The organism is Helicobacter felis ATCC 49179 (assembly GCF_000200595.1).
Classification (GTDB): domain Bacteria; phylum Campylobacterota; class Campylobacteria; order Campylobacterales; family Helicobacteraceae; genus Helicobacter; species Helicobacter felis.
In genome coordinates this window covers 633,999-649,607 of the sequence record NC_014810.2, presented here as the reverse complement: position 1 = coordinate 649,607, position 15,609 = coordinate 633,999, and the positions used below count along the sequence as shown (strand labels likewise).

General features: G+C 44.5%; 14 protein-coding genes and 1 tRNA gene. 6 read left to right on the top strand and 9 right to left on the bottom strand.

Annotation, left to right across the window (positions count from 1 at the left end; translation table 11 throughout):
- Window positions 1–7 precede the first annotated feature (7 nt).
- Window positions 8–355 carry a dihydroneopterin aldolase gene (locus HFELIS_RS03270; protein ID WP_013469114.1) on the top strand — a complete coding sequence of 116 codons (348 nt, stop codon included), beginning with the start codon at window positions 8–10 and terminating at the stop codon, window positions 353–355.
- On the top strand, window positions 348–641 hold the full coding sequence (locus HFELIS_RS09310) for a TonB-dependent receptor plug domain-containing protein (RefSeq protein ID WP_013469113.1): 294 nt from the start codon (window positions 348–350) through the stop codon (window positions 639–641). The genes HFELIS_RS03270 and HFELIS_RS09310 overlap by 8 nt, the downstream gene beginning before the upstream one ends.
- Here HFELIS_RS09310 and ruvC read toward each other — a convergent pair.
- Both ruvC and HFELIS_RS03255 read right to left on the bottom strand, forming a co-directional pair.
- Window positions 598–1,095, bottom strand: coding sequence for a crossover junction endodeoxyribonuclease RuvC (gene ruvC, locus HFELIS_RS03260; protein ID WP_013469112.1), 498 nt, complete (start codon window positions 1,093–1,095; stop codon window positions 598–600). The genes HFELIS_RS09310 and ruvC overlap by 44 nt on opposite strands.
- A complete protein-coding gene (locus HFELIS_RS03255) occupies window positions 1,095–2,768 on the bottom strand; it encodes a methyl-accepting chemotaxis protein (protein ID WP_013469111.1) in 1,674 nt (557 codons plus the stop codon). The genes ruvC and HFELIS_RS03255 overlap by 1 nt, the downstream gene beginning before the upstream one ends.
- A gap of 69 nt (window positions 2,769–2,837) precedes the next feature.
- Here HFELIS_RS03255 and HFELIS_RS03250 point away from each other — a divergent pair, with 69 nt between their 5' ends.
- Window positions 2,838–3,275 carry a hypothetical protein gene (locus tag HFELIS_RS03250; protein WP_013469110.1) on the top strand — a complete coding sequence of 146 codons (438 nt, stop codon included), beginning with the start codon at window positions 2,838–2,840 and terminating at the stop codon, window positions 3,273–3,275.
- On the opposite strand, the gene HFELIS_RS03245 is transcribed toward HFELIS_RS03250, so the two are convergent.
- Together HFELIS_RS03245 and HFELIS_RS03240 are read right to left on the bottom strand one after the other, a co-directional pair.
- Window positions 3,272–3,748 (bottom strand): DUF1104 domain-containing protein, encoded by a 477-nt coding sequence (locus HFELIS_RS03245; RefSeq protein ID WP_013469109.1) that lies wholly within the window; start codon window positions 3,746–3,748, stop codon window positions 3,272–3,274. The genes HFELIS_RS03250 and HFELIS_RS03245 overlap by 4 nt on opposite strands.
- Before the next feature lie 63 nt (window positions 3,749–3,811).
- Window positions 3,812–4,546: a DsbA family protein gene (locus tag HFELIS_RS03240; RefSeq protein WP_013469108.1), complete on the bottom strand. Its 735-nt coding sequence runs from the start codon at window positions 4,544–4,546 to the stop codon at window positions 3,812–3,814.
- 115 nt (window positions 4,547–4,661) lie between these two features.
- Between HFELIS_RS03240 and HFELIS_RS03235 the strand changes: the two genes are divergently transcribed.
- The 3 genes from HFELIS_RS03235 (at window position 4,662) to murG (ending at window position 6,318) form a co-directional block, all read left to right on the top strand.
- A tRNA-Ser gene (locus tag HFELIS_RS03235) sits at window positions 4,662–4,752 on the top strand.
- Between the two features lie 81 nt (window positions 4,753–4,833).
- Window positions 4,834–5,247: a flagellar assembly protein FliW gene (gene fliW, locus HFELIS_RS03230; protein WP_013469107.1), complete on the top strand. Its 414-nt coding sequence runs from the start codon at window positions 4,834–4,836 to the stop codon at window positions 5,245–5,247.
- A 3-nt stretch (window positions 5,248–5,250) separates the two neighbouring features.
- Window positions 5,251–6,318 carry an undecaprenyldiphospho-muramoylpentapeptide beta-N-acetylglucosaminyltransferase gene (gene murG, locus HFELIS_RS03225; protein ID WP_013469106.1) on the top strand — a complete coding sequence of 356 codons (1,068 nt, stop codon included), beginning with the start codon at window positions 5,251–5,253 and terminating at the stop codon, window positions 6,316–6,318.
- A 69-nt stretch (window positions 6,319–6,387) separates the two neighbouring features.
- Here the strand turns inward: murG and murI are convergent, their stop codons facing one another.
- The 5 genes from murI to purD all read right to left on the bottom strand — a co-directional run bounded on the left by murI (window position 6,388) and on the right by purD (window position 15,609).
- Entirely contained in the window at window positions 6,388–7,146 is a 759-nt protein-coding gene (gene murI, locus HFELIS_RS03220; RefSeq protein ID WP_013469105.1) for a glutamate racemase, read from the bottom strand.
- Window positions 7,146–8,447 carry a transcription termination factor Rho gene (rho, locus tag HFELIS_RS03215; protein WP_013469104.1) on the bottom strand — a complete coding sequence of 434 codons (1,302 nt, stop codon included), beginning with the start codon at window positions 8,445–8,447 and terminating at the stop codon, window positions 7,146–7,148. The genes murI and rho overlap by 1 nt, the downstream gene beginning before the upstream one ends.
- A gap of 165 nt (window positions 8,448–8,612) precedes the next feature.
- The gene (locus tag HFELIS_RS09630; RefSeq protein WP_456236128.1) at window positions 8,613–9,023 is read right to left on the bottom strand and encodes a methyl-accepting chemotaxis protein; all 411 of its coding nucleotides are present in this window, start codon (window positions 9,021–9,023) and stop codon (window positions 8,613–8,615) included.
- A 1,712-nt stretch (window positions 9,024–10,735) separates the two neighbouring features.
- The gene (locus tag HFELIS_RS03205) at window positions 10,736–14,374 is read right to left on the bottom strand and encodes a phosphoribosylformylglycinamidine synthase (protein ID WP_013469102.1); all 3,639 of its coding nucleotides are present in this window, start codon (window positions 14,372–14,374) and stop codon (window positions 10,736–10,738) included.
- On the bottom strand, window positions 14,371–15,609 hold the full coding sequence (purD, locus tag HFELIS_RS03200; RefSeq protein ID WP_013469101.1) for a phosphoribosylamine--glycine ligase: 1,239 nt from the start codon (window positions 15,607–15,609) through the stop codon (window positions 14,371–14,373). Before purD ends, HFELIS_RS03205 begins: the two co-directional genes overlap by 4 nt.

Genomic DNA, 15,609 nt, shown 5'->3' with positions numbered 1-15,609 from the left:
GGAAGCAGTGGTTTTAGTGATTCAAGACTATAAACTAGATGCCATCATTGGCACACAACAAAGCGAACAGACAAACACTCAACCTTTAATCATCAACCTAGAAATTAGTTATTCCTATAAAGATATTAACCAATATTTGGATTATATGGATATTTTAGAAGTGGTGCAAAATAAATTTTCTACCACTTCTTACACTCTTTTAGAAGAGGCTTTAGAGGAGATTAGCGCGTGGCTCAAGCAATGTTTTCCTAGTATCACAAAGATTAGCATGGAGATCAAAAAGCCTCAAGCATGCCAACGCGCGCTTGTAGGGGTGCGCATGTGTAAAAACTTTGAAAGGAGTGAGCATGACTAAAATTTCTGCAAGTTTAATGGCGATAATCATGTGTCTGAGTCCCTTGGTTGCGCTTGATCAGGGCATAAAAAAGCAAGCTAGCAAACCTCCAAAAACACATCAAAAATTTGAATACAATAACACAGAGACCATCAAGCACAAAGAGTTACAGCAACGACAAAGCAACGAACCTAGCGATCTCTTTAAAACTGATGCGAGTATTAATGTCTCGTCCAGTTCTCAGACACAATTACGCGGGCTTTCTAGCGATTTAGCGCGTGTGAGCATTGATGGGGCATGGCAATAGCGTGGCGTTGCTGGGCATGTGTGAGCGCGACCGCTAGAGCGTCAGTGATGTCTAAAGGCTTGATCGCATTTTTAAGTCCTAGGATTTTTCCGACCATAAAAGCGACCTGTTCCTTGCTCGCCTTACCATGCCCACTGATGGCGCGTTTGACTTGCAAAGGTGTGTATTCACTAAACTTGCCCACGCTTTGCAGGATTTTTAAACTTAAAGCCCCCCTGAATTGAGCAAGTTTGAGCACGCTTTTAGGATTGTGAGCGTAGAAAATATCCTCCATAGCAACCTCTGTAATGGGATAGGCGTTTAAAATCTGATTGAAACCTTCTACCATTTCTAAAATTTGGGTTTGCAGGGGGGCATTTTGGATGTGGATAAAGCCCGCACCAATTAACTTACTATGCACATCTACGATCCCATAGCCACATTTACGACTTCCTGGATCGATACCTAAAATCATTAAGAATTAAATTGGTTAATATTTTGATCTAGCACCTCTGTGATTTCGCGCAAATGATCGGTCGCCTTGAGAATTTTAGCCGCTTCGCTAGCGTTGCTTACATTGATAGCATCAATGCCATCAAATTGGGGTTTCATGCTCTCTATATCTTGCTTGGTCCCTACAAAATTCCCGATGGAGGTATTGACTTGCTGGACTACAAACTCAAGATTTGAATTCATATCCTTGAATTTATCCTGCATTTCTAGTCCTACATTGTTAAGCTCCTCAATCTTTTTGGAGTTAAAATTCATTTGAGTTGAAACATCATTAATTTCTTGGACAATAAGACCAATGGTAGAATTAATCTCTGAGAGGCTTTTTTGGGTGCGTCCGGCTAAATTACGCACCTCATCGGCCACCACTGCAAAACCTCTGCCATGTTCGCCCGCCCGCGCCGCCTCAATAGCAGCATTGAGCGCGAGCAAATTGGTTTGATCGGCGATGTCATTGATAATATGCAAAATGCTTTTGACACTATCTGCGTTTTTGCTCAGTTGCTCCACCTTGCTGGCCAGTTCCTCCTCTGTGCGTGAGGCTTCAGTGATTTGGCTAAAGAGAGTAGAGATTGCGCTGTTAGAAATTTTAATAGAACCCTGCACATCCACAAGGCTTTTTTGACTCTCTTGGGCTTGGTCTAAAGATGTGCTTAAAAAGCCATTGATTTCATTTATTTTATCCTTAATTTGGTTGATCATAGCCGTGCGCTTGCCCATCTCTCCTAAAACATCCACAATGACTTGTCTAAGTGTGCTTGCTATCTCTTTGCCATTCTTGCTTGTGTCTTTGATGTCATTAAAGAATCTCTGCATGTGTTCTACAAAGTGATTCACGCCCTGCCCCACTCTTGCAATCTCATCACTACCATTTATGCGGATGCGTTGGGTGAGGTCGCGCTCTCCCTGATTAAAGTTGTACATCATGCGCACCAATATATGCAAGCGTCTGATAATGGTGTAGTAAACGAGCAGGGAGGTTGTGATAATGAAAAAAACTACGATGCATGCAATATAGTAAATCAAATCATGGAGATTTTTAGAAGCTTGTTGTTTGATTTCCTTGCGTGTGCGCTCAGTAGCGTTCAAAATATCGCTAAAGTAAGAAGTAGAGACAATCACCATGTCGCTTACAGGATCGTAATGGCTATAAGCGACTTTGGGTTCGGGACTACCTCCTGCAAATTTGGGCATTTGATAGTGGGTGTAACCCCCACCTTTGCGCGCTTGTTCAATGTAGCCCCGCACATAATAAACACCATCCACACTTGCAACATTCAAACCACTTTTACCCACAGTATTGGGATTAACAGGATCAAAAAGCACGGTGCCCTGCATATCCACCACAACCATGTAAATCATGCCTTTGTCATTATTGATGTCGCTAAAATACTTTAAAGCCATCTTTCTAGCTTCTGCTTTAGGGAAATTCTTATAATAGATAGCGATTGCCTGCTCAATAAGGTGAGTATCGTATTTTAAAGTGCTTTCCCTATGCCGCATATCTCCCTCCTTTTCGCTAGTAATAACAGAATGAATCAGGCGGTATTGCTTATGATCGGCTATGGCAATAATCACGACACCTACGATGGAAAGAGAGAAGAGAACCGCCCCTATAATTTTAACGCCAAGATTCATACATACCTCATTTTTTGCCCGATTCTAACAGAAGTAGCATAAAAACGACTAAATACGCTAACATGAATTATGGATACAGACATCATTTTAATGCAAGGCGACACCACCGCTGGACTCTTTAGTCCAAGCGCGCGCGCGCTCAATCGTGCAAAACATAGTCCTCAAAATAAGCCTCTATTGCAGGTGTTAAGCAGTTTGTATGCTCTGCCTGTGCGCGTGCCCTCCATCCACCGCTCTTTTGTCCGCCGTGCGCACAAAACAAGTTTTATTTACCCGACCACCCCTCCTCAAAGCTACCGAGTGATCCAAAACCCTCAAGCACAACACCCATTAGAAACTCTAGGACAACTCTACAGCACATCTGCTAATTTAAGTGGAAAAGATTTTGATTTACAATGGGCTCGCAAAGTAGCCACAATCATTATTGAAGATAAAAAGAAACTCCACCAAGCCCCCCCCTCAACTATTTTCAAGTTGTCGCGCACGCGCAAAAAACGCTGGCGTTAGTGTTTCGCTTTTTTAGAAGGTTGTGTAGCACCACTAGGTGTAAAACCATTTTTTTGCAAATCTTCGTAAAAAGTCTTAGATTGTAAAGTGGCTTTCCAATGGTTTAAATAGGCATACTCTGCTTCCACTTCTTGTTTAAGATTATTGACATTGTCTATCCTGACCAAAAGGGCTTTTTTGATCGCATCTAGGCGTTTTTGGCGTTGAGCAGGGCTAAGTTTGGCGATATTTTTAGCCAAGACATCCTGAAAATGCTTTTGAAAATCTGCCTGATGTTTAGGGGTCATCTTATTGTAGCGATTCTTCATCTCACTAAGATAATTGATCACTTTATTTGCCTCTACTTTGCCTGCCATGTCTAACATTTCTTGATCTGGTTTGGCGTGGTATTCAGGAAAAACATTTAACCCAATATCTTGTGCCCCCAAACTACAAAAGAGTCCCGCCATCACAGCCACACTAAAAAACTTCATTTCGCTTCCTTATTGAAAAATTTAAGCTCGCATTATAACATTATTTATTTTTTTTCTCAAAGATTATTGATATTCATAAATAAAAGGCACGCTCTCAATCCCCGTTTCTAAAATCTGCTTGGTAATTTTTTCGACCTCTTGAATTTTATCATCAGACACCTCCCCGGGCTCGTAATTGGTAGCGTAAATTTTTTCCAGTAAAGCAATCTTAGTTTCTGTGTTGCGCGCCTGTTTGATTTGTGTCAATATGTCTGCTGCTTTAAGAGTAGATTTTTGTCCCAAAAGACCCACAACAACCATGTGCACATTAGCGTCCTTAAGCCGTTCACGGACATGCCTTAACTCCTCCTGACAATGCGGACATCTAGGATCAGAAACAATGTAAATATTTTTAGCTTTCTTGTTTTTGGAGACCAAATCGATGACATAGCTTTTAGGCAAACCGCTAAATAACGCATTAAGTTTAGCCCCATTGCCCTGTTTGAAGTTATGCAAACTGGTTTTGTGGTAAACGCCATTTAAAAGCGCAATATCTTGATTATCCTTGCTAAAAAATACATTTCCTAGCCCTAACACCACACTCCCATCTTTATTGGCCAATAGGGGAATATGATATTTTGTCTCTGGATCTTCAACAACCACCACTTGAAAATTTTTATCAGAATTTAGGGGTAATACTTCCAAAACACGCACCTCTTTTTTTACTTGTTGCTGAATCAGATTGACCACATTATCACCCACCCCTTCAGCACTCAGCAAACCCACACAAACACACATGGCACAAATAATCTTACGCATCCAAAACCTTAGAAGTAGAATTTGTCTTGATCTTACTATCAAATAACTAATAATGGACTTTGATATTTACAAATTAAGATAATTGTTAACTTAAAGTGATTATAATTTGAGCTTTGGACAGGTGGGTGAGTTGGCTGAAACCACATCCCTGCTAAGGATGCGTAGCTGCAAGGTTACCGAGGGTTCGAATCCCTCCCTGTCCGCCACTCTTTTAAATTTCTCTCACTTTTTAAATTTTTTGGAACACCTTTTGCTAAGACTTGGGCATATTTGCTTAAAGGAACAGCATGCATTACCAACTCAAAGCTCCCATTCTTGGATTTGAAAATATGATGGAAGTAGAGCTCACCAAAATTGACGAACTCTTTAGTAAAGTAAGTAGCTTAGATGGTGCTATTAGTCTAGTCTTGGCCAACCCCTATAAACTTAGAGAATACAGCTTTAGTATTCCTAAATACATCGAATTGCTCCTAGAATTGGATGGAAGTTCTGAGGTAGAAGTTTATTGCGTGGTGGTTGTGCAAAAGAACTTAGAAGATTCTATGGTGAATTTCCTCGCACCTTTGATCTTTAACCCCAATAATGGCTATGCGGCACAAATCCCCCTATCCATCATGGATTATCCGGATTTTGGCTTTAGAGAAACCATTAAATCTTTTGTCCCTCCATTTCAGGCAACCTTGCAACAAGCAAGTTGTTAGGCCGTGTTTGCCATCACAGGCGGAGGGACAGGGGGGCATTTATGCATTGCTAGAGCCCTAGCTCAAGAGCTTAAAAGCCGTCATCAAGATTTAATCTACATTGGAAGCACTGCCGGCCAAGATCGCGCTTGGTTTGAAAATAGCCCCCTGTTTGCAGAACGCTACTTTTTGAAGAGTAGCGGGGTGGTCAATAAAAGTTTTTTTAAAAAGATTCCCGCTTTATGGGCGCAACTCAAAGGAGCTAAAATAGCTTTGGGTTTGCTAAAAAAGCACCGTGTGCAAGCTCTCATTAGCGTGGGAGGTTTTAGCGCAGGGCCGGGGAGTTTGGCCGCTATGTTTTTAAGCATCCCCCTTTATATACATGAACAGAATGCTATTCAAGGCACGCTCAACAAATACACCACTCCTTATGCTAAACGCGTTTTTGGCAGTTTTGAAAACGAAAACCTGAGTAAAAAATTTTATAAAACCTCCTACCCTGTGCAAGAAGTCTTTTTTGAGAAAGCGCGCATCCGCAACCAAGTGAACACAATTCTATTCTTAGGGGGCTCACAGGGGGCTAGTGCTATTAACGAATTTGCCCTTTTGTGCGCTAGGGATTTGCTTCAAAAAGGTTTAAAGATCATCCACCAATGCGGGACACTCCACTACGATCGCATCGCCGCCCTTTATAAAGGTTTGGGGATTTTAGACATGGTAGATCTCTTTGCTTTTGATCTAAATTTAGTAGAAAAGATGAAGCAGGCTGATATTTGCGTGAGCCGGGCTGGAGCTAGTAGCGTGTGGGAGCTTTGTGCTAATAATTTACCGGCCATGTTTGTTCCCTATCCCCATGCCGCCAATAACCACCAATATTTTAATGCCTTAGAATTTGAACAAGAGGGCTTAGCCAAGATTGTCTTCCAGCATGCCCTACACCCTTCCAAACTCTTTGATTTTATTGAGTGGTTGCAAACCCCTAAAACACAAGGTCTCTATATTTCTGAGGTGAGCTCAAAACTCAGAGAAAAGATCGCCAATGATGGCGCGCATGTGATTGTAGATCGCATTTTGGAAGATTTAAACATTTAAATTAAATGCAAAGCATATTGAAATTATAGGGCGGATATTAGAAAAAATTAAGTGGCACTAATTGATAGCTTAAACTTCTAACCATGCCTTAGCTTGGACTTTGAGGGTTTTTACATCTCCACTAGCAAAAAAGCGCACTTGGGGGGGGTGGTTAAGAGGGATTAGGTGGTGTGTGTCTTGCAAATAATGCACGATCGCATCGCCGGAATGCACCAAAGCGCAAGGGTGGTTAAAACGCGTCTGAAAATAGTTCTGTAGGCTTGAGGCGATCAAAGGAAAATGTGTGCAACCTAAGATGAGCACGGTGGGGGCGTTTTGGATGTTTTCAAAGTAGTGTTGCATACAAGCTCGTAAAAGCGCGCCCTCTAACACCCCCTCCTCAATCAAGGGCACAAAAAGCCCGGTGGCTAAACTTTGCACATTAGAGTAACCATGCGCGCTTAAATGCTGGGCGTATTGCCCCGAGGCAATGGTCGCGCGTGTGCCCAGCACTAAAATAGGGGTGTGCTTGTTGGGGAATTGTTGGATGGTGGCTAAAATGCCTGCCTCAATCACGCCCACAATGGGGATAGAAGAATGCGCGCGCATTTTTTCTAAAGCCAATGCGCTCACCGTGTTGCACGCCACGATCAACATTTCAATTTGGTAGGGCTTAAAAAACTCCAACGCCTCTAGGGCAAAGTGCTCGATGGTGGCTTTATCCTTAGGGCCATAGGGCACGCGCGCGGTGTCCCCATAGTAGATAATCTCTGCAAACAAGCGCGCTTGCAACACGCTTTTAAGCACGCTCAAGCCCCCCACCCCGCTATCAAAAATCCCTACACGCACTAAGAACCCTGATTCATCAAGTCCAAAAACTCGGCGTTGTCCTTTGTAGTTTGCATTTTAGAGTAGATAAAATTCAGAGCTTCCACATCGTCCATTTGTTGCATCACATTGCGCAACACCCAAACTTTGGTCAGCTTATCCTTGCCCAGCAAGATATTATCCTTGCGTGTGCCGGACTTGAGCACATCAAAGGCGGGGTAAATGCGCCGATCGGAAATGCTACGCGCGAGCACGATCTCGCTATTGCCCGTGCCTTTAAATTCCTCAAAGATCACCTCATCCATGCGCGATCCGGTTTCAATGAGAGCCGTAGCGATAATGCTCAAACTCCCCCCCTCCTCAATATTGCGCGCTGCGCCAAAAAAGCGTTTGGGTCTATGCAGGGCATGCGCATCCACACCCCCGCTTAAGACTTTGCCACTAGAGGGGGTGATTGCGTTGTAAGCACGGGCTAGGCGGGTGATCGAATCTAGCAAAATCACCACATCCTTACCCATCTCTACACGCCTTTTAGCTCTCTCTAGCACCAATTCGGCGATGCGCACATGGTTATGAGAAGGCAGATCAAAAGTGGAGCTAAAGACTTGGGCGCGCACACTGCGTTGCATGTCTGTAACCTCTTCAGGGCGTTCATCCACCAGTAGAATAATAAGTTCCATTTCTGGGTGGTTAGCTGTAATGCCGTGCGCGAGCTCTTTCATGAGCTCGGTTTTGCCTGTGCGGGGCGGAGCGACAATGAGCGCACGCTGTCCCTTGCCAATAGGGCTAAAGAGATCAAGCATGCGCCCGGTAACTTTGGTAGGTTCGTATTCTAACTTGATTTGCTCGGTAGGAAAAAGCGGGGTTAAGTTGTCAAAGAGAGGGCGGTTTCTAATTTCATCTAAAGGCAGGTAATTAACCGCCTCAATTTTTAAGAGGGCATAGTATTTTTCTTGATCTTTAGGGGCGCGCACCTGCCCGGTTACGATGTCGCCATTGCGCAGGGCGAAGCGTTTAATTTGGGAGTGGCTGACATAGGTGTCGTTTTGATTATCTGAAAAGCTTCCATCCATCCCCCTTAAAAAGCCATAGCCCTCATTGGACATCTCTAAAATGCCCGTGAAGAGGATATAGCCCCCCTGAGAGACCTGATTTTTGAGGATTTCAAACATCAAATCTTGGCGTTTGTATTCTTGGGGGTTTTCGACTTTGAGTTCGTTGGCGATTGCTAAAAGTTTTTCGGTGGGTTTTGCGCGCAATTCTTCAATGCGATACCCACTTACAGGGGTATGGGTTCTTTGTTTATGTTGCTCGTGAGCCATTAAAATCCTTAGGAGAGGATGGAGTCAAGCCAAACCTACGCTGATATAAAATTTAGGGAAGCGATTAAAAGCTCCACTTTAACATGGATAAAATTACAAATGGCTTACATGCGGGCGTGCAGGGCTAGCATAAGCTAACCCAAGCAAGCCAAAATGCCAAGGAGTCTAAAATTTCTTGCGCTCCACATCTTGTAAGATTTCTTGGGAAATGCGGTTAATATCTTGAGAAGCCCCCAAAGAGTCGCGCGCAATAGCGATATTGCTCTGAGTGTCCTGTTTAAATTCCTCCAAAGACTGGTTAATGAACTCCACTTCCTTAGTTTGATTTTGAATGCTGGCTGAAGTGTCTGAAATACTTTGCACCAAGACATTAATATTGGTCTCGATCTCACTCAAAGATTTTTGGGTGCGCTCGGCAAGTTTGCGCACCTCATCAGCCACTACCGCAAAGCCCCGCCCATGCTCACCCGCGCGTGCGGCTTCAATGGCAGCGTTCAGTGCCAATAAATTGGTTTGATCGGCGATATCGCGGATAATCTCCACAATGTTTTTAATATCCTGTCCCTGTTGGATCATCCCCTCGCTCTTGTGCGCCACTTCTGTAATCCCACTAGTGATCCCTGCGATACTTCCAATGGTCTTATCTAGGCTATTGTTTTGGTTATTAGCCACCTCATTAAGGCGATCCACACAACTATTAAGCACCCCTACCTTATTGTTTAATTCTTTAGCAAACTCTGCAGAAGTGCCAAGCATGCGCCTAGTTTCAAGGGCTAATCCATCTAGCACCACCTCAATATGTCCACTTGCCTTGGGGATTCCCTCCCTAAAATCATATTGTGCATAGCGTTCAAAGGCTTCGTTAATGGTTTTCATATGCATCCCAATATTTCTCTGCATATACAAAATGATGTTGTTGATATTCTTCTTGAGCTCTACTAAAGAGGGGTTGCTCGGTTCTGCGCTAATGGTTTGGCTAAAGTCCCCCATCTCAACTTTAGAAGCTACATCAATACTATTTTGCACAGCCTTTTCATCTTGCAAGAGAGTCTTTTGAACCCGCAGAATGTTTTCATTGATGGAACTTTGAATTTTTCCTAAATCATCTGCGCTTGTAGCAGGGATAAGTTTGATCTGATCGGGCGCGACTTCATGGCGCAAGATTCTAAAAAAATTCTCCAAATTCCTAGCCACATTTTGGATGCGCCGACTGATCAAGACATACAAAAGCCAATAGATGATACCAATCACCGTTACTAAACCGACAACTCCAGCAACGCGCACTGTAAGCTTGATCGAGTCAATATCTCTGAATACCCGTTTTTCACTACGCACTCCCACTACAGCCCAATAGTATCTCTTAGCAGGGTCTTTAAAAATACTGAAAGGAAACACTGCTGCGTAAGACATGTCATGAGTTACTTGAGAGTATATTTCAAGCACCCTTCTCTCCCCCCTTTGCACAAAGGGGAGGACTTGTTGGCTAAAATCCGCATGGATTTCCTGCCATGCACGCCCACGCCATTGTTTATTCCCAGAAACCACCAGTGAAGTGCCATCTTGGGCAACTAAATTAAATTTAGTATCTCCCACCCCATAAGCTTGAAGCACATAATCAAAGCGATCGATGTTAATGAAAACAAGAATGGCTCCTTTAAAAACCCCTTTTTCATCCTGAAGAGGATAGCCAATATCCACGCCATAAATAGTGCTTCCATCTTGCATCTTACGCAAATAGGGTTTGCCTAAGATAAAATCTTTCTTTTGCTTGGCAGTTAGATAAAGAGGGTGTTGGTAGAGATTGGGTGCGGAAGTAACTTCAATCTTGCCTGATCCGGTAAGACTATTAAGGTTGTCCCCTTGGCTGGTGGTTTTTTCAAACACTAAGGCGTTCTTACGATCATTTTCCATCGCAATGGAGAGTGCAAAAACACTTCTGGTGTAATAGACATACTGGCTCAAAAGGGCTTTATCAAAGCTAATATCTGAGGAATCCCTTAACAAAGCTGCTCTTAAAATGTGCAAACGCACCAGCAAGCGCGTGATGCTATCTTGCACTCCTTGACCGGCATTGCGCACTTGGGCCTGCAAACGGTTAAGAGCCTCCTCTTCTAAAAGTTTCTCCACTTTGAAAGAGATAATATAACTCAAAACAATAACAAGCACTACCAAGACCGATCCGATCACCAAGACCATTTTATTCCGCAAGGCCATGTTTTTAAACATTATCTATCCTTTTTGGTCAGTGTAACAAAATAATATTGATACTCCCACAAGATACACTATTTTTATTCAAAATACCCCACCGCGCCCTTGAAAATGTCCATTTTAAAATTCCCCGGAATATTCTTATAAAGCAGATGTTTAAAACGCTCTGTATGCCCCATTTTCCCAAAAACACGCCCACAAGCAGATGTGATCCCCTCAATATTGCACAACGATCCGTTAGGATTAGACTCTGCGCTCAGCTCGCCCTCTAAGTTAACATACTGGGTAGCGATTTGATTTTGACTAGCTAATTTTGTGAGGGTTTGAGTGGGGGCATAAAAACGCCCCTCCCCATGCGAGATGGGCACAGCATAAATCTCTCCAACTTGCGCACAAGAGAGCCATGGCGAAGCGTTAGAGAGGACTTTTACATAAGCAATCTTAGATCGATGGGCTAAAAGGGTGTTGTGTAAAAGAATGGGGTCTTGGGGGCTAAGAGGTCGAATTTCCCCATAGGGCAATAAGCCCAATCTTAGCAAGGCTTGAAAGCCATTACAAATCCCTCCAATGAGTCCATCTTGTTTGTTTAGCAGTTGCATGATCGCCTCTTGCAAGCGCGGGCTAGAGAAAAAAGCTTGAATCATCTTGCCCGCCCCGCTAGGCTCATCTCCCCCCGAAAATCCTCCCGGAATAAAGAGAATTTGACTATTAGATATAGCTTTTTGCATGCGCACAAGCGACTCGCTTAAATGTTCAGGGGTGAGATTAGTAATCACTAGAGTTTGCACCAATGCGCCCGCCTGCTTAAAAGTGCGCTCTGTATCTTGTTCGCAGTTAGTGCCCGGAAATACCGGAATAAGCACTCTAGGTTTGGCGATCTTAAGCTTAGAAGTTAAAATAGGGGTTGGAATAGGGGAGGGAAGGGGAGGGTTTGAGGGCACAACAACACGGCTAGGATACAAAGATTCTAGGGGGCTTTCAAAAAGTTTTAATAATTTCTCTAATTTTAAACTCTGCGATCCTCTTTGCAAACTTGGATCGCTCATTGTTTTGCCCAATATCACCCCAAAATCAAGTGCGCATGCGCTCTCCACAACAAAATTCCCATAACCGGGCGCAAACAAAGTTTCTAAATCAAGCGCAGGCTCTAGATTCACCCCAATGCGATTACCCAAAGACATTTTAATCAGCGCGTCTGCTACCCCTCCTCTGCCTAGAGCATAGGCAGCAAGGATATGCCCCTTTAAAATATGGGTGTGGATGCGCTCAAAAATGCCCTCAAAATCATAGGGAAGTCCATAAGAATCTAGGGGAGCTTGGATGAGATAAATAAAATGATTAGGGGCTTTAAACTCAGGCGAGATTAAATGTGTCGCCTCTTGAGCGCAGAAGGCAAAAGAGATAAAAGAGGGGGGGACGCTCAAATCCTCAAAACTCCCACTCATCGAATCCTTGCCTCCTATGCAAGGAATTTGGAGTCTGTGCTGGGCTAAAAAAGCTCCAAGCAACACCCCAAAGGGTTTTCCCCATTTGAGCGCGTCCCTGCCCAAACTCTCAAAATATTCTTGAAAACTCAAATAAATCTCTTCAAAGCGCGCCCCGCAGGCAATGAGTTTACACACCGACTCCACAACAGCACAATACCCCCCCCTCGTGGGGTCTTGGGCGCAAAGATAGGGGTCAAACCCAAAGGTGGCTAAGGAGCAGGTTGAGGTGTCCTCAAAGGGGATGAGGTGCGCCATTGCTTGGATGGGCGTGGCTTGGTATTTCCCCCCTAGGGGCATAAAAATTGTGTTGCTTCCAATGGTGGAGTCAAATCTCTCTACTAAGCCTCTTTGCGAGCAAAAATTAAGGTCTGTAACTAACTGCTTTAAATCTAAGAGAAAATCATAGGCGCGCTTTGGTGAGGGCGTGGGTTTGCCAAGATAAGCATCAGCGTGGCGTTTTGCCCCCTGGCTGTGCAATAGACTCATAGGGATATTAGCTACAATTTTATCTTCAAACACCATCTCTAAAGAACCGCTAGTAGTGATAGTAGCTACAGGCGCGCTTAAAAGATTTTCTGAGGCGCATAACTCCTCAAAAAGAGGCAAATCTTTAGGATCAATGAGCATCGCCATTCTTTCTTGCGACTCGCTTAAAGCCAAATCAAAGGCACTTAGTCCCGTGTATTTGGTAGGCAGTGCGCTTAAATCAATGCGTATCCCACTGGAGCTAAGTTCACCCAGCGCGACACTCACCCCCCCAGCTCCCAAATCATTACACCGCTTGATTAAAGTAGAAAATTGGGGATTTTGCATTAATCTTTGCAGTTTGCGCTCTTCTGGGGCGTCTCCTTTTTGCACCTGTGCTCCGCAAATCTCTATAGAATGCGCGCTGTGCGCTTGAGAAGAACCACTAGCCCCCCCTAAACCATCGCGCCCCGTGCGCCCCCCTACCAAGAGCACAATATCTCCGGGCATAGGCGTTAAAGAGCGCACATTCTCTTGAGGGGCTGCTCCTAGCACCGCCCCTAATTCTAAATGTTTAGCCTTGTAGCCCTCATGGTAAATCTCTGCAACTAGACCCGTAGCCACCCCGATTTGATTCCCATAAGCACTAAAGCCCTCAGAAGCACCTAGCGCGATTTTTCTTTGGGGGAGTTTGCCCGCTCTAGTTTGAGTAATGGGCTCAAGAGGGTTAGCACAGCCTGAGATACGAATCCCAGCATAAACCACCCCGCGTGCGGACAAGGGATCGCGAATTGCTCCCCCAATGCAAGTAGAAGCCCCCCCGTAAGGCTCGATCTCTGTAGGGTGGTTGTGGGTTTCATTTTTGAAAAAAAGATAATAGGGTTTTTTGCCCGTGGGGGTGTTAAGCTCGATGGCTAGAGTGCAGGCGTTGTTCTCCTCGCTTTGCACCCACGATGTGGCTTTGCCCTGTTTTTTTAAGGACGCGCCCATAAGGGTAGAGAGGTCCATGAGGCTAATGGGTTTGTGCGCCCTGATCTCTTGGTGTAGTGCGTAGTAGAGATCGTAAATTTCTTGGCTCAAGGGATCGTCTGTGCTAAAGGTAAGCTCTGTAAAAAATGTGCCATGCCGACAATGATCCGACCAAAAGGTGTCTAAAATTTTAAGTTCTAGGGCGTTTAGGTGTGGCAGGTGTTCTTGAATGAGGCACAAATCCTCAGGGCGTAAAGAGAGTTGGTGTTGGGCAATCAGGGGGCTAAAATCTGTAAGGGTAGAAAAATCCTTTAGAGTGGCGCAAAAGGGCTTATCTAAAAGCACGCGCGCCTTTTGCAGAGGGAGGGGGATGGCGTGGTTTTCTAAAGGATTTTGCAAGTAATCTAAAATCTTGGCTTGGTGCTTAGGGTTAAGCTGACCATAGAGTTTATAGATAGTGGCGCATTCGACATCAATATTTGGGGTTTCTGGGTAGAGCATTTGCAAACACTGCAAGGCTGCATGGCTTCTTGGATCAAACTGCCCCTTGAGGGTTTGGAGGGCAAAATGCCCCGCACAATCTGATAGGTCTAGCTCCGCGCTACAAATTTCTGTCTGTGGGGTGCAAAAGAGCATTTGGGCGCGCTCAAGTTGTTCTTCTGTCAAACCCTCTAGCAAATACGCCTGCACACAAATAATTTTTTCAAGCGTGGGAATGGCTAAAATATCCTTGAGTGTGGCGCACAGATCGCGCTCTAAAAAATCAAACCCCTCTTTTTTGCGCACATAGACAATCATGGCAGTCCCGCCCCGATGTCTTGGCGATAATGCGCAGGGTTAAAATCAATTTTTAAGAGGCGTTGATAGCTCTCTTTGCGGGCTTCTTGCAGGCTGGGCGCGACACTTGTAACACTGCACACCCGCCCCCCAGCATTGACTAATTGATCACCCACCTGCTTAACCCCGGCAAAACAAATGTCAAGATGAGAGGGGTAGTTAATGGGGTGTCCTGTTTGAAAGATTTTTGGGTAACCCTGAGAAGCCAAGACCACACAGCAAGAGGAAAGGGGAGCAAAATTCACCTCTTGCTTGGCTAGGGTTTGGGTAGAGCAGGCCTGCATGATCTCTAATAGATCGCTTTGCAGGAGGGGGAGCAGAGTTTGGGTTTCTGGATCGCCAAAACGGCAATTATATTCAAGCACTTTGACCCCTTTGGGCGTGAGGATGAGCCCAAAATACAAACACCCTCTAAAATGCAGATTTTCCTCTTGGATTCCCTTAAGAGTGGGGATTAAGATTTTCTCCTCACACTCTTTAGCAATTTGAGCGCTCCAGTAAGGATTGGGCGCAATACAACCCATCCCCCCCGTATTCAAACCTCGATCCCCATCTAAAGCGCGTTTATAATCCATCGCTGGGGGCATGGCTTTGAGTGTCAAACCATCACAAAAGGTGAGCAAAGAAGCCTCAGGTCCTTGCAAAAACTCCTCAATCACAACCCTTTTTCCACTCTCCCCAAAAACACCCTCTTGCATCATCGCCTCTAAACTCTCTTGCGCCTCTTTGGCATTGTGAGCGATGATCACACCCTTGCCAAAGGCGAGCCCATCAGCTTTGATCACACAGGGAAACTCCACTTTTTCTAAATATTTCAGGGCTTCTTGCAAGCAGTCAAAACTATCATAGCTTGCTGTGGGAATGTTGTGTCTTTGCATAAAGTCTTTGGCAAAAATCTTACTCCCCTCCAAGCGCGCCCCGCTTTTTCTAGGTCCAAAGCAGGCAAAACCTGCCTCCTCAAGCACATCGACTAAGCCATCTACAAGAGGATTATCTGGGGATACGATGATGAAATCTAGGGCTTCTTGTTTGGCAAAGTTTAAAATGCCTTGCTGATCGTCTACGCTAATGGGGACACAGCGAGCCTCACGCATTCCGGCATTGCCCGGAAGCATAAAAATTTGGCGATTGGGGGCTAAGATTTTTTTTAAAATCGCATGTTCGCGCCCCCCACTTCCAATAATGGCAATTTTCAT

What these genes read in the sequence shown, in the direction of transcription:
- HFELIS_RS09310 (WP_013469113.1), top strand. Translation starts at nt 348, where the DNA reads ATGACTAAAATTTCTGCAAGTTTAATGGCGATAATCATGTGTCTGAGT.
- ruvC (WP_013469112.1), bottom strand. Translation starts at nt 1,095, where the DNA reads ATGATTTTAGGTATCGATCCAGGAAGTCGTAAATGTGGCTATGGGATC.
- HFELIS_RS03255 (WP_013469111.1), bottom strand. Translation starts at nt 2,768, where the DNA reads ATGAATCTTGGCGTTAAAATTATAGGGGCGGTTCTCTTCTCTCTTTCC.
- HFELIS_RS03250 (WP_013469110.1), top strand. Translation starts at nt 2,838, where the DNA reads ATGGATACAGACATCATTTTAATGCAAGGCGACACCACCGCTGGACTC.
- HFELIS_RS03245 (WP_013469109.1), bottom strand. Translation starts at nt 3,748, where the DNA reads ATGAAGTTTTTTAGTGTGGCTGTGATGGCGGGACTCTTTTGTAGTTTG.
- HFELIS_RS03240 (WP_013469108.1), bottom strand. Translation starts at nt 4,546, where the DNA reads ATGCGTAAGATTATTTGTGCCATGTGTGTTTGTGTGGGTTTGCTGAGT.
- fliW (WP_013469107.1), top strand. Translation starts at nt 4,834, where the DNA reads ATGCATTACCAACTCAAAGCTCCCATTCTTGGATTTGAAAATATGATG.
- rho (WP_013469104.1), bottom strand. Translation starts at nt 8,447, where the DNA reads ATGGCTCACGAGCAACATAAACAAAGAACCCATACCCCTGTAAGTGGG.
- HFELIS_RS09630 (WP_456236128.1), bottom strand. Translation starts at nt 9,023, where the DNA reads ATGATCCAACAGGGACAGGATATTAAAAACATTGTGGAGATTATCCGC.
- HFELIS_RS03205 (WP_013469102.1), bottom strand. Translation starts at nt 14,374, where the DNA reads ATGATTGTCTATGTGCGCAAAAAAGAGGGGTTTGATTTTTTAGAGCGC.
- purD (WP_013469101.1), bottom strand. Translation starts at nt 15,609, where the DNA reads ATGAAAATTGCCATTATTGGAAGTGGGGGGCGCGAACATGCGATTTTA.